The organism is Gallaecimonas aegicerasi (genome assembly GCF_045291545.1).
Taxonomy (GTDB): domain Bacteria; phylum Pseudomonadota; class Gammaproteobacteria; order Enterobacterales; family Gallaecimonadaceae; genus Gallaecimonas.
Genome location: NZ_CP149514.1, coordinates 1,107,212 through 1,120,034, shown reverse-complemented (window position 1 = coordinate 1,120,034; position 12,823 = coordinate 1,107,212). Strand labels below are relative to the sequence as shown.

Below are 12,823 nucleotides of genomic sequence, written 5' to 3'. Positions count from 1 at the left end.
GGTTTCGGCGCAAGGCATTAACCATTGCTGAGCCCAGCCAAGACCCGTAACACCGACAACACATTTATTAACAAAATCATTACAAGCCGAAGAGGCTGCTTTTTCTTTTTATTTTCAGTGTATTAATTTCTATCAAGCCTTCCCCAAGGCAACAAAATCAATAACAACATGAACAAGCTGTATCATCCATGATACAGCAGTTTTTAATAAACCCTTATTTTTCAAATAGTTAGCTTTTGGCATGATTGTCGCTATACCCAGAACACCTTTTGTTTCTGGAGCAATGGCATCATGTCCTCAGCAGGTTTTTGGCTCACCAGCATTGCGGCTTTACCCTTATTTCTGGCAACAGTGCCAGTTGCCGCTGCTGACGCCCCGCCGTCGGCAGAAGTCATCATTACCCGCACCGTCGAATCCCGGGTAGCGTATCGCCAGGGTAAACCCAGTCCAGACAAAGTCGCGATCAGTACCTTTCCCGCCGCAACTTTCGCCAGCGCCACCCGGCAGTTAAGTGGCCTCAGCGAAATGAGTGACAATGATTTTCAAGCACTGAGTTCCGGTAACGGCCTTAACGGCGTCAATGTTGCCCTGCCAATACTGCCACAAAATCAGCTTTTTACACGCCCGACCGGGCTCAGTGGCATGTCTGGCATGAGCGGCGCCCAGGGCAAACAGATAGCCGGTAGCGTCACCCGCGCCACGAATCAGCTGGCCGAGCAGCTCTCCCAACTGGGTGGAGGCAACCCATGAGACTCACCATCACAAGCCTGCTGCTCCTGGCCAGCGGCTCTGCCCTGGCAGATAACAACCAGATCGATCTTGATCAGGTGTTGGCCGCCAGCCAGGGAGTGCTGCATTTGAACGTCAGCGCCGGTGCTTTTAATCAGAGTACCAACCTGACCGCCCTTAGCCTTAGCTGCGACAGCAGCAATAACACCCGTGCCTCGGTTAGCCAATCACAGCGTAACCGGCTGGTCGACATGACCCCGATGCAAAGCAGCATTGCGCTGACTAATGGCTCTCTTAGTAATAACAGCGGTGTGCTGTCTGCCAGCCTGATCGCCGGCAACCTTAACCAGTCGGCCAATATCACAGAGATTGGTGCTGGCCCCGGCCTCAGTGAGCTTGATGACAGCGCTCTGTCACAACAGAACTCGTCCATTGTATCGGCCAACACTTTCGCAACCAGGAGGATCGCTATATCGAAAGACAGCCTCAAAGGTAATAAAGGCATAACCCAAGTCACCGCTATCAGCGGCAACATCAATAAAACATCCAATCACATTTCTATCAATCTGCCGTAGCCGAGATGTCACGACAGAAATTCATCGACTCAGGTCACTTAGGAGAACTGAAATGAAAGCACCCAAGATGAGTTTACTGGCTGTAGCTGTAGCTGCCCTGTTGAGTTCACAGGCAGTTTTGGCCCAAACCGACGATGTGAATTTTGAAGGCACCGTCAAACTGGACAAAAAAGACCGTGTCAATGTGAAAGGCACCATTCAGGTGGACTCGGCTTCCCAGGCTTCGGTATGGGATAGTCAGTCTAACTTCGGTAATGCGGTCTGGAATCAGGAAACAGAGAACACTGCCGAAATCAAAGACGGCTCTGCTTCTTCCCTGTCCGGTAATATTGGCATCAACGTGGCCGCTGGAGACAATAACCAGCAAGCCAATGCCGCCGCCCTCGCCGCGGCTGACGCTTCCTTCGTGTTCGGTGTAGCCGAAGCGGAAGTGGGCGCCGATCAGGCCGTAGGCAGCACCCTGACCACCAACATCGGCACCCTGAACCAGGCCATGGCCATGGATTCGCTGAACGGGTTGACCGGTAACATCGGCATCAACATTGCCGCCGGCAACTCCAACCAGCAGAAAAACGATATGGCTGCGGCAACCGCCACTGCTTCGTTCTCCTCTGCCAGCACCATGGTATCGCAGTCATCCGAAGGCAACGTCACCTTCAACTACGCGACCGATCCGGTGTATGAAAACATCGAGTCGCGGATGTCGCTGGATATGAGCCTGTCCGGCACCTACAACGGCTCATCTGATCAGCAAGGTGACCTCTACCCGGATATCTGGGATGGTGACGGCCACCCGAACGGCGGCCTGCTGGGTCATGTTGACCTTGACAGCCAGGCTCAAGGCGCCATCGACAGCAACCAGGATGGCGGTGCTCTGCACTTTAATGAAGCAGGCGACATCACCCTCAGTGGTACTGCCGTTGGCTACGCTTCAATCCCGGTACTGGTTGGCTTCGACAACCCGGTACAAAACATCGCCAGCCTCAGCAACGCGCTGACTGACGTGACCGGCAACATCGGCGTCAACATTGCCTCCGGCACCGGTAACCAGCAGTACAACGGCCTGGCCATTTCCAGTTCCTGCAACACCTGCAGCAACGGAAACGGTAACGGCAATGGTGGTGGTAACGGTAACGGCGGTGAATAACCTGGAGCCGGTGGGGGCAACCCCACCGCTTTTTTTTATGATACTCAGTGCCCTGTTTTTTTCCGCAATGACCACCTGGCCCAGCCACGAAATGACCGTGGCAACGCCGGATATCCGTGAGCCCTACCGGCAAATGGCCGGTATGACGTCACTGACCGCCCAGCGTTTTCAGTACCTAGTCAAGCAAAAAACCGACTTTTCCTGTGGCGCCGCCGCGGTAGCAACCATTTTGTCTCAGGCCTATGACTGGCCCGTCAACGAATATGATGTGATCAGCGGCATGCTCTTGGACGCTGATCTGGAGCTGGTGATCGAAAAAGGCTTCTCGATGCTCGACATGAAGCACTATGTCAAGCGTCTGGGGCTACGCGCCAGAGGCTATAAAGTGGACGTTAACACACTGAAAAAAATAAAAATTCCAACTATCGTATTGTTAGACATCAACAACTACAAACACTTCGTCGTATTGCAACGCATTGAAGGGGACCGGGTTTACATTGGTGATCCGGCCCGCGGCAATATGACTTTGACTTTCCCTACCTTTGCCAAAGCCTGGAACGGCTTTGTACTTGGCATTATCGGCCCCGGCTATGACCGCAATAACCCGCTGGTCACCCGAGCCGGACCACTCACTCTGGCCAACAAACACCAACAGCAGCGCTTGATCAGTGATCACGAGCTGATGGAGTTTGGCTTTACCCAAAGCGATCTATTTTAGGAGACGTGACGATGAAGATTTGTATGCTCGTTTCCACACTGGCACTGAGCTTTGCAAGCCAGGCGGCTTTCACCGAAGTCAGTGACCAACAACTGGAACAAATGCGCGGCAAATATGTTGCTCCCGGCGCTGTGGTGTATTTTGGTATCGCCATGGACACCCAATGGCGTGACGTGAGCGGCCAACTGCACCGCAGCGGTGTAGACATCAGCCTCAATCAAAGTGGCCAGTTTAACGTTACCCTGCACTCAACCTTTTCACTGTACGCCACCAATGCCAACGCCCCGGCCAGCCTGGCGCAAAACAATGATGGCCTGACCCAGGTAATAGTGCTTAGCGGTAACGCCAATGACATGCACAACCGTCTGGATCTGTCGGTATCGGCCAGCGCAGATAAGGGTAATGGCAGTAACACGTTGCCCGGGCAGAAAATGGCCGGCCAGCAAGGTAATGCCAGCACCTATATTCACACCGGCAACCAAGGCGTGCTGGTTGGCATTTTTACCGCTGATGGCAACTACGCAATGCAGGGAATTGGCCCGCAGGGGGTCTATCAGGAAATTAACAGCCACGGCTCTGGCCTGGCCGCCATTAATAACCTGCAGATGGAAATCACCACCGCCAGCAGCACCTTCAATGCTTCACAGGTGTTGGCACAGCTGGATCTCTTGACAGGGATCTGATCCTCACCCATACCTAGTCAAGTCGCTGATATTGATAAAAAAAGGGATGACAATGACGCCAAAACACGCCGCTTTTACCGGTTTAGCCCTGTTCTGCCCGGCTGTTTTGGCGGCACAGTCCACTGCTGAGCCTACTGATATGCAGGCGCTGGAGCAGCAACTGCAGGAATTAATGAAACAAAATGAGCTGCAACGAAAACAAATCATCCTGCTCAAACAGCGTATCGATCAGCAAAAGCAAATCGCCGACATTGATAAAAAGAACGACCGTAAAAAAACGGCCCAGGCAAGCGACGAGCTAGGAGAAAAACCGCAATCGAGCGACGAGCGCGATGTACTTTATGAGAACGCCACACAGTTTTTTGGCAGCAACCGGCTCACTATCGAGCCGTCCATCACCTACAGCCAAACATCATCCAACCAATTAGTGCTGAACGGCTTTTTGGCTCTGGACTCGATCTTTCTCGGGCAGATTAACGTCGATAAAATCCGCTCAGAAGTCTGGACCTTTAACCTGGCAACCCGCTATGCCTTTGGTGACTGGCAGGTTGACCTGAACCTGCCCTACCTCTACCGGCACACCCGTTTTCAAAGCGGCGGGGCCGGGGGCGCCTCAACGTCACTGTCAGAAGCCAACATTTTTGAAAGTGGCCATGTCGGCGACATGAGCCTTGGGCTCAGTTACCGCTGGGTAAAAGAAGATCAGATCTGGCCGGATATTGTCACCAGCCTGAGAATAAAAGGCCCCAGTGGCCGCGCCCCTTATGGCATCAAAACAGAGGAAGTGGCCGATTCGTCAGGTAACCTCAACGTGCCGTCACAGTTACCCACCGGTAACGGCATCTGGTCCGGCACAGTGGGTTTGTCGGTAGCCAAGAGCGTTGACCCGGCCGTACTTTATGCTGGGGTAAATTACACCTTTAACCGCTCGGCCCACTTTGACGATATTTCCTCAACGGAAAACCAGCTACAGCCGGCCCGTGTGGATCTGGGTGACAGCTATGATATTTACCTAGGCACCGCTTTTGCCCTTAATAACCGCATGAGCCTCGGGCTTGGCTACAGCACCCTGATTTCCAAGCGCAGCCGGATCCGTGAAGACGGCGGCGACTACCAGTACCTGGTGGGTTCACAAGTCAACGCCTCCCGTTTGAACCTGAACCTGTCTTACACCGGCGACAACAGCCTCAGTTATCTTTATTCACTGGGGATCGGCCTGACTGAAGACTCCCCGGATGCCGTATTGTCTTTACGGGTGCCCATCGGTTTTTAAGCCTCAGGCAAAACCGTGTTTGTTCATTAACCGGTAGAGCTGTACCCGGGAAATGCCAGCCTGTTCTGACGCCTGGCTGATATTACGGTTAGTGACCGTGATCAGGCGTTCCAGGTAATGCTGTTCGGCTTCGTCACGCACATCATTGAGCGACGGCATAGCCGTTGACTCACCACCGTAAAAACCCATGTCGACACTGTCGATGAGATCGCCTTCACTCATCACAAAGCCCTGGGTCACCCGGTTTTTCAGCTCCCGCACATTGCCCGGCCAGCTGTACTCCAGTAGCGCCCAGCGCGCCTGGGTGGTAAGCCGTTTACCCTTGTGCCCCTGCGCCTCAGCCAAACGGGCTAGGAAGGTATCAGCCAGCAGCAAAATATCGCGGCCTCGTTCACGCAGCGGTGGCATATCGATTCGCAGGGCGCAGAGCCGATAGAACAGATCCGAGCGGAACTGGCCCCGCTGCACGGCTCCCTCCAGCTTGGCATTGGTTGCCGCGACAATACGTACATCCAGCTTGATCTCTTTATTACAACCGAGCCGACTGATGGTTTTTTCTTCCAGCGCCCGTAACAAGCTGGCCTGAACCGACAATGGCATGTCCCCGACTTCATCCAGAAACAGCGTACCGCCATTGGCCGCCTCAAACTTGCCCGCCCGACTGTTGTCAGCACTGGTATAAGCGCCTTTCGTGGCGCCAAACAGCTCGGCATGGATCAGGTTTTCGGGTAATGCCGCGCAATTGACCGCTACCCAGGGGCCATCAGCTCGGGCTGATTGATCATGAATGGCTCTGGCCACCACTTCCTTACCGGTGCCACTTTCCCCTTCAATCAGCACCGTGTGGTCGGTACGGGCAAACTTGGCGATACGTTCCGTCACCAATCGCATCGAAGGGTGCTCGCCCACCAGCCCCTGACCGTAATCGGTGCTGTTACGCAGCCGCACGCTGAGAATACGCAAGCCAACCAGGTGGCCAAGGCCATGACTGAGCCGCGTATAGTCAATTGGGTAGGTGTGAAAATCGACAAAGCAGTGCAGCACAAACTGCACCAGTTCCGGGTCATTGAGGTGTTCGCGGTCAAGCACACCAACCCAGGGGATCGGTGGTAATGCTTTTGCCTGTTTATAGACGGCCGCTACATCAGCCAGGCCAACAACCGTGTCATCATCATCTTCTTCCGTAAAGTGCCAGCCCTCTGCAGCAAGGTATTGCGTAATGCTTTTTAGATGACCGTCAGGGTCGAACACACGACATTTTTTTTGTTCGGTCTTCATCTATTACTGCCTTAGGTGCGCACATCAACTGTCATTTTTTTGACGCCGGCTAAGTGTAGAACACTGACAGCCGCTTGATGAGCAGGCACTTAATTATCATCACAAAAAAAGGCTATTTTTTATCCAGGCGGTTGAATAAAAACAGAAAATTAAATTTCACAACCACCGGGCTGAGGCTCGTAACACTCATCCGGGCGTAATTAAGCGCTGCATAGAACAAGACGGGAAAGGCTGACTGCCGGCAGGGATGCCGGCAGGGGCAAACAAAGAAAAACCCGGCACGAGGCCGGGTTTTTGATATGTGGTTGCGGGAGCCGGATTTGAACCGACGACCTTCGGGTTATGAGCCCGACGAGCTACCAGACTGCTCCATCCCGCGTCTGATGCTGGCTACTATACGGACTTTCCGGCGCCAGGCAATAGCAGAACTGCTCGTTTGCTCATTTCCCCATCAAACAGGCGTCTGAGTGCCGGAAGTTTCGCCACTACGGCGATAAATCCCCCAAAAACCGACACTGGCCAAACAGGCCGATGCCAGCATCGCACCGGTCATCGCCAGCGCATCGGCACCTTTAATGGCCGCAACCACCATACCGACACAGGCACCAATGCCAAAACGTAAGCTGCCAGTCAGTGAAGAAGCGGTACCGGCCATGTTGGGTACCTTCTCCAGTACCAGGCTCATGATGTTGGAGCCAACCATCGACAACGAACCGACATAACCCATAACACCGAGTACCAGTAGCCAGAAAGGCCCCTGGGTCAGCACGACCGTGAGGGCCATCGCGGCTGCTCCCAGTTGCAGGCGCAAAGCCAACGACAGCAAGCGCTGTGGCCCCCAGCGATAAACCATGCGGCCATTAAATAGCGTCACCGTCATCAGGGCCAACACATTAAGGCCAAAGTAATAACCGAAGTGGCTTTCCGCCACTCCATAGTCATTGATATAGACAAAGGAGCCTGCGGTTAAAAAAGCCATCAGCCCCCCGAAGGAAAAGCCGGAACACAGCATCAGCCCGAGCATCGGCGGGGTCATCAGCAACTGCCGGTAACGCCTCAGTACCGGTAATAAAGCCAGCGATTCACGCTGGCGCAGGGTCTCCGGCACCCGCCACCACACCAGCAGACTGGCTGCCAGGCCAAACCCCGTCAAAGCCCAGAAAATGCCCTGCCAATGGCTGAACGTGAGGATCCAGCCACCAATGATCGGTGCCAGTAATGGCGCCAGGGTAACCACCAGAGTGATAGAGGAAAACAGCCGCGACAGCTCATTGCGATCATCCACCAGATCGCGCAGCAACGCATAAATCACCACTGATGCCGCCGCCCCAGAGGCCCCCTGGGCAACACGCAGCCATTGCAGCCAATGTACGTCACCGGCCATGGCACACAACGGCGCCAGCAGGGTAAAAATCAAGGTGCCGGTGATCAGTACCGGCCGCCGACCCAGGCCATCGGCCAAAGGCCCCAGTACCAGCTGACCCAGGCCAAAACCCAGCACATACGCAGATACCGTGCCCTGCACAGCCCCGTTAGAGACTCCCAGATCGCGGGCAATACGAGGCAAGCTGGGCAGATACATGTCAATGGCCAGTGGTGTCAGCATGGCCACCAGGCCAAGGGTAACAACCAGTGAAAAAGGTACAACGCGGGGCGACGACACAATACAACCTGTACCGCAGAAATGGCCGTTTATTGTGCCACATTTCTCACCCTGACGGGTTATTTCGGCGCCTGCGCCAACGCCTGCTGGCGCAGGCTGGCAAACAGCCGTCGCAACAGCGGCGGTACCCCTTCTTTACCCCGTTCACCAGCCAGTTCTGCCAGTGCCAAAGCCAGCGCCGGCTTGGAATGACGGTGCATAGCGGCGCGGATCACCTGCCCCGGACTACCAGCCGCGCCATGCCAGCGGGCCAGTTGCAAAAAGGCCGCTTTATAACCCTGCTGATAGAAAAAGTGCTCAATATCCTGTTCCGGTAACCGTGTCACCGCTTGTTCCCCGGCAATGGCGGCGGTGGTCGCCGCATAACGGTTTCCGGCTTCATCACCGTCACATAACACATGAACAGCAATCCCCATGTCTTTGGCCAGGTGCAGTAGTGGCCGCAAGCCACACTGGGCAAAATCAATCACCCGGATCCCCTCGGCGGCCAGGTGAATACCGGCAATATGCGCCAGCTCCGACATCAGCCAGATCTCCGTTTCCCCTTCGACCAGCAGCCAGCCACGCGCAAACAAACTGGCCGGACGGTTGACCCGCAAATGAAAGCCAATGCGCCGATAGTCGTCATTGCGCAGATGGTGAGTCAGCCGAAAGCACTGCAGATTACCCTGGCGGCGCAGCAAGCGGCGGATCGACAACAGATCCTGCGCCCCCAGCAATTCCGGTGACTGAGTCAGCAGCAGCCGGCTCAGCGGTAGCTGTTCGACCAGGCTCCAAAAGGTAGCAAGCATCACCGGATGCAGACGCAGCTCCGGGTTATCAAGCACCAGTAACGGCCGTGCCAGACGGGCAAAAGGCCGCACCGCTTCTTGCCCTATCAGCGCCCCAAACAGCCCCAGCAACGCCAAACGCGCTTGCCGGCTGGCATGCTGTTCGGCTACCTGCTCCAGAGTGCGAATGGCCTGCCAGTTAATTGGCTGGCGGGCAATGGCAGCTTTATCACGCCGTGGCTGACGGCGCCGCTCATGGCCAAGATAACGAGCCAGCAGTTCGCGCACCGCCGCCAGTCCTTCCTGCATCTGTTGTTCGGTCGGGCCTTCCGGATTATCCAGCCACTGCTGAAAAAGCGCACCGCGCTGCGGGTGGTCGTCTTGCAGATACCCCAACCGTAGCATCGGGTGCAGGGTCAGTAAGTGCCGGGCCAGTCGCTCTGAATCCGGATGCGTGATGGCGTCACCATCGGCATTAATAAAGGCCACCTGTGGCGACTGCCCGCGATAAACCTGCCAGCGCAGCTTCAGCCGCATATGGCCATCGGCTTCCCCCCACATCAGTGCCCGCAGCGGCCGGTAGCGCAGACGCCGCCAGTGGCCGCCGTGGCGCTCCACAAAGGTCAGGGTAATGCTGAGCCAATTACAGTTTTGATGAAAGTCGTCGTCCGTGAATTCTGCATCCAGGCCATGGGGGCCCAGCACTTTATCCAGGGCATTAAGAAAAGAGCGCCGTCCCCAGGCATTTTCAGCCAGTACCGTGGTGGCATCGTCCAGTGGCAGCTGCAACTCGCCAATGCCCTGAAACTGGCGTAACCATACTTCCGCTAAGCGCATCCGGCCTCCGTGGCAAAGGTGATGATTTTAGTCTGGTTTCTCTCATTTATGACACATACTAGTAACAACACCCGGGTAGCCCCAGCGCCGTCATAACAACAGGTATCCTGACGATGAAAGATAAATCCCTCGCGTTCAAACTCTTTCTGGCTACGGCCTTGTTGTTATTTATTTCGGTTGCCGTACTGACTCTAGTTGTCGAGATTTTTTTGAACGGCACTGCCGACAAAGTGCGCCAGCAAAGCACTGCCCAGGTAACCACCGAGCTGAAACACAGTTTACAGGCTCAGGCCGGCGAAGCCGGGCTTTCCCTTGCTGCCTTTATCAATGAAGCCTATCGCACGCCGCTGTCTCTGGCCGGGGTATTGGAAAACAGCATAAACAGCCAGCAGCTATTTAGCCGTGACCAGGTAGAACAGCTCGACCAGGCCATGTTGCTCAGTACCCCGGCCATCAGCGCGATTTACAGTCAGTTTGAAAGCAATGGTTACGACGGCAAGGACGCTGACTACCAGAACGGTGTCAGCCACTCTGTCAAAGGGGCCGGCAACCTGGAGATTTATTTTACCCGTAACCGCGATGGCAGTATTGAACAGCAGCCGGTGGACGACCCTGCAGAAAAGCATGACGCCAGCCTCGACAGTAACGGCCAGCGCAAGGCGGAGTGGTATCTGTGCGCCATGGATACGAAAAAGCCCTGCCTGATGGAGCCCTATCTCTATGAAATCGCCCCAGGCAACACCGAACTGATGACGTCATTAACCGTACCGGTGGTTGCCGACGGGCGTTTTCGCGGCGTCATTGGCGTGGATCTCAATCTGCCGGTTTTTCAGCGGCGCATCGAGACTTTGGCGCAATCCCTGTACCAGGGGAACAGCTCGGTGCTGCTGCTCAGTCAAAAAGGCTTTCTGGTGGCAGCCAGCCAATACCCGCAGCAGTTGGCAAAACCGCTCAGTAGCGTCATGCCAAACCTGGCTGACAGGCTCCTGGCCATGAAGGCCAACGACAGCTTTAGCACCGATGACCATTTTTTTATTGCTTACCCGGTACACATCAAGGCACCGAACGTAAACTGGACGCTGATCATCTCTGTACCTAAAGCGGCAGCGCTGGCCAGTGTTGATGCCATGAACAGCAGTATCAAGTCGCGCTTTGACACTCTGGTGGTCAGCCAATTAGTGACAGGCCTGGCAGTGGTACTGGTGGCGCTACTGCTGATCGCGCTGTTGATCCGCACCATCACCAAGCCGCTGCAGGAACTCAATGGCCGGATCAGCAACCTCAACAGTAACGACGGCGATCTGACCCAGGAAGTCGCCGTAGACAGGCACCGGGAGTTAATAACGCTGGCAAGTGGCTTTAATCACTTCTTAGACAAGCTCAGGGCCATGATCAGCCACCAGAAGAACATCAGTCATCAGGTAGGCCAACAGGCACAAGAATCTGCCAGTATTGCCACCGAAACCCGGGCCTTGGTTGCCCGCCAGCACAGTGAAATTGACTCGGTGGTCACTGCCATGAACGAAATGAGTGCCGCTGCCAGTGAAGTGGCGCAGTTTGCCGCTCAGGCCGCCGGTGAAGCCAAAGAGGCCAATGACGCCATTCAAAGCTCTCGTGGCACACTGGAAACGGCGGTCAGCGATGTGCAGCAACTGGCCGACAGCATGTCCACTGCCGCCACGGCCGTGAACCAGGTTGCCGCCCGTAGTGGCGACATTCACAGCATTTTGGATGTGATCCGCAGTATTGCCGAACAAACCAACTTGCTGGCGCTCAACGCCGCTATTGAGGCTGCTCGCGCCGGTGAGCATGGCCGGGGCTTTGCGGTAGTGGCTGATGAAGTGCGGGCTCTGGCAGCCAAGACCCGCAGCTCGACCGATGATATTTCCGAGGTGATAAGCAACCTGAATAACGAAGTTTCCACCACAGTTGCCGTGATCGATCAGGGCGTCAACACCGCTACCGCAACGGTTGAGGTTACCCAAAGCGCCTATCAAGATCTGCAAGGGGTGGTGGAGCTGATTAATACCATCAATGACCATGTCACCCAGATGGCTACCGCCGCCGAGGAGCAAAGTTCGGTGTCCGATGCCATTAACCGCAATATTACCGGTATTGGCAGCGCCGCCAGTGAGCTGGCAACGCTGGCCGGCAAAGCCGAACACGCTGGCACCACCCTGCACCAGCTAGTGAAGGAACTGGACAACGAACTGGCCAAGCTGCGAACCTAAAAAAAGGCGCCCGAGGGCGCCTGTTCAAGGGGGTAAAATGCTCAAGGAGCCAGACGGTTGTTATAGGTGTTCAGGGATACTTCGGTCTGGAACATGTCTGTGACATTTTTCCAGTTAGCAGCGTCCTGGGCCCAGTAGTTGCCACCGGTTTGGCCCTGTTTCAGATGCAGCATACGCAGTACCGGCTTGGCAAAGTCGCTTTGCTTCCAGAACTGGGTATGCAGGTACAATACCGGCAGTTGTGGCTGGGCCTTGAAGGCACTGACCAGGGTTTTCGCCTGATCCTCATCCCCTTCGACGCCGGTGATCACCATATCCGCACCCTTGAGGCAATCAGCCAGCCCCAGCACGTCACAGCGCGCCAGCGTCAGCCCCGGCATGTAGCGGTGCAACCACCCCACCACTTTACGTTCCTGGGTGCCCAGGTGAGCCAGCGCCACAGTACTGCCCTTACGATAAGCACTGACGGTATTGCCGGTCATCAGCCAGCCCATCAATTCTTTGAGGTTGTCACGAAAGGGTTCAAATTCGTAGGTTACCGGCACGGTCCCAAAGGCCACGTAACGCCGGCCTGCATGGCTAACCCCGGCAGAAGCCATGGGCCGACCGGTTTTTTTACCCAGAAACAGCGGGAAGCTGCCGCTGCCATCGGGCAGGATGTACTGGCTGTAACGGCCCGGGGCAAATTTCAGTGGCATGTCCAGCAGCGTCATCGCCAGTGCCTGCTGGCGTGGCGTCAGGGTTTTAATCAGTAACGGGCTGCTGTCTGCATCGGCTTTGGGCTGATGCACCACTGTTGCCACTGTTTGCTCCGGTGCTTTGCTAGGCACCCGGGCCTTCGGATTCGAGTCACAACCTGCCAGCAAAGTGGCAGCCGTCAGGCCAACCAGCCAGAGATGTTTCATCACGCCACGCTCCA

11 protein-coding genes and 1 tRNA gene are annotated in these 12,823 nt (G+C 55.5%); 7 read left to right on the top strand and 5 right to left on the bottom strand.

Going from position 1 to position 12,823, the window contains the following annotated elements; translation table 11 throughout:
- The first annotated feature begins 291 nt into the window (after positions 1–291).
- Genes WDB70_RS05510 through WDB70_RS05485 form a run of 6 tightly spaced genes read left to right on the top strand, consistent with a single transcriptional unit; the run spans position 292 to position 5,125 of the window.
- Entirely contained in the window at positions 292–750 is a 459-nt protein-coding gene (locus WDB70_RS05510) for a hypothetical protein (RefSeq protein WP_406667410.1), read from the top strand.
- Positions 747–1,304, top strand: coding sequence for a hypothetical protein (locus WDB70_RS05505; RefSeq protein ID WP_406667409.1), 558 nt, complete (start codon positions 747–749; stop codon positions 1,302–1,304). The genes WDB70_RS05510 and WDB70_RS05505 overlap by 4 nt, the downstream gene beginning before the upstream one ends.
- Positions 1,305–1,356: 52 nt before the next feature.
- The gene (locus WDB70_RS05500; RefSeq protein ID WP_406667407.1) at positions 1,357–2,451 is read left to right on the top strand and encodes a hypothetical protein; all 1,095 of its coding nucleotides are present in this window, start codon (positions 1,357–1,359) and stop codon (positions 2,449–2,451) included.
- Positions 2,420–3,169, top strand: a complete 750-nt coding sequence (locus tag WDB70_RS05495) for a C39 family peptidase (RefSeq protein ID WP_406667405.1) — start codon at positions 2,420–2,422, stop codon at positions 3,167–3,169. Before WDB70_RS05500 ends, WDB70_RS05495 begins: the two co-directional genes overlap by 32 nt.
- Positions 3,170–3,192: 23 nt before the next feature.
- Entirely contained in the window at positions 3,193–3,852 is a 660-nt protein-coding gene (locus WDB70_RS05490; protein ID WP_406667403.1) for a hypothetical protein, read from the top strand.
- A gap of 52 nt (positions 3,853–3,904) precedes the next feature.
- Positions 3,905–5,125, top strand: a complete 1,221-nt coding sequence (locus tag WDB70_RS05485; RefSeq protein WP_406667401.1) for a hypothetical protein — start codon at positions 3,905–3,907, stop codon at positions 5,123–5,125.
- A gap of 3 nt (positions 5,126–5,128) precedes the next feature.
- Here WDB70_RS05485 and WDB70_RS05480 read toward each other — a convergent pair whose 3' ends face one another.
- The 4 genes from WDB70_RS05480 to WDB70_RS05465 all read right to left on the bottom strand — a co-directional run bounded on the left by WDB70_RS05480 (position 5,129) and on the right by WDB70_RS05465 (position 9,673).
- The gene (locus WDB70_RS05480; RefSeq protein WP_406667399.1) at positions 5,129–6,403 is read right to left on the bottom strand and encodes a sigma 54-interacting transcriptional regulator; all 1,275 of its coding nucleotides are present in this window, start codon (positions 6,401–6,403) and stop codon (positions 5,129–5,131) included.
- A 302-nt stretch (positions 6,404–6,705) separates the two neighbouring features.
- Positions 6,706–6,782: transfer RNA gene (locus WDB70_RS05475), tRNA-Met, on the bottom strand.
- Positions 6,783–6,854: 72 nt separating this feature from the next.
- A complete protein-coding gene (locus WDB70_RS05470) occupies positions 6,855–8,066 on the bottom strand; it encodes a Bcr/CflA family multidrug efflux MFS transporter (protein WP_406667397.1) in 1,212 nt (403 codons plus the stop codon).
- Positions 8,067–8,125: 59 nt separating this feature from the next.
- The gene (locus tag WDB70_RS05465; protein WP_406667395.1) at positions 8,126–9,673 is read right to left on the bottom strand and encodes a DUF2813 domain-containing protein; all 1,548 of its coding nucleotides are present in this window, start codon (positions 9,671–9,673) and stop codon (positions 8,126–8,128) included.
- 113 nt (positions 9,674–9,786) lie between these two features.
- On the opposite strand from WDB70_RS05465, the gene WDB70_RS05460 reads away from it, so the two are divergent.
- Positions 9,787–11,904: a methyl-accepting chemotaxis protein gene (locus WDB70_RS05460; RefSeq protein ID WP_406667393.1), complete on the top strand. Its 2,118-nt coding sequence runs from the start codon at positions 9,787–9,789 to the stop codon at positions 11,902–11,904.
- 41 nt (positions 11,905–11,945) lie between these two features.
- Here the strand turns inward: WDB70_RS05460 and WDB70_RS05455 are convergent, their stop codons facing one another.
- Positions 11,946–12,809 (bottom strand): hypothetical protein, encoded by an 864-nt coding sequence (locus WDB70_RS05455; protein WP_406667391.1) that lies wholly within the window; start codon positions 12,807–12,809, stop codon positions 11,946–11,948.
- Positions 12,810–12,823 lie beyond the last annotated feature (14 nt).

Excerpts from the sequence above, each read along its gene's own strand:
- WDB70_RS05510 (WP_406667410.1), top strand. The coding sequence starts at position 292 with ATGTCCTCAGCAGGTTTTTGGCTCACCAGCATTGCGGCTTTACCCTTA.
- WDB70_RS05505 (WP_406667409.1), top strand. The coding sequence starts at position 747 with ATGAGACTCACCATCACAAGCCTGCTGCTCCTGGCCAGCGGCTCTGCC.
- WDB70_RS05500 (WP_406667407.1), top strand. The coding sequence starts at position 1,357 with ATGAAAGCACCCAAGATGAGTTTACTGGCTGTAGCTGTAGCTGCCCTG.
- WDB70_RS05495 (WP_406667405.1), top strand. The coding sequence starts at position 2,420 with ATGGTGGTGGTAACGGTAACGGCGGTGAATAACCTGGAGCCGGTGGGG.
- WDB70_RS05490 (WP_406667403.1), top strand. The coding sequence starts at position 3,193 with ATGCTCGTTTCCACACTGGCACTGAGCTTTGCAAGCCAGGCGGCTTTC.
- WDB70_RS05485 (WP_406667401.1), top strand. The coding sequence starts at position 3,905 with ATGACGCCAAAACACGCCGCTTTTACCGGTTTAGCCCTGTTCTGCCCG.
- WDB70_RS05480 (WP_406667399.1), bottom strand. The coding sequence starts at position 6,403 with ATGAAGACCGAACAAAAAAAATGTCGTGTGTTCGACCCTGACGGTCAT.
- WDB70_RS05465 (WP_406667395.1), bottom strand. The coding sequence starts at position 9,673 with ATGCGCTTAGCGGAAGTATGGTTACGCCAGTTTCAGGGCATTGGCGAG.
- WDB70_RS05460 (WP_406667393.1), top strand. The coding sequence starts at position 9,787 with ATGAAAGATAAATCCCTCGCGTTCAAACTCTTTCTGGCTACGGCCTTG.
- WDB70_RS05455 (WP_406667391.1), bottom strand. The coding sequence starts at position 12,809 with ATGAAACATCTCTGGCTGGTTGGCCTGACGGCTGCCACTTTGCTGGCA.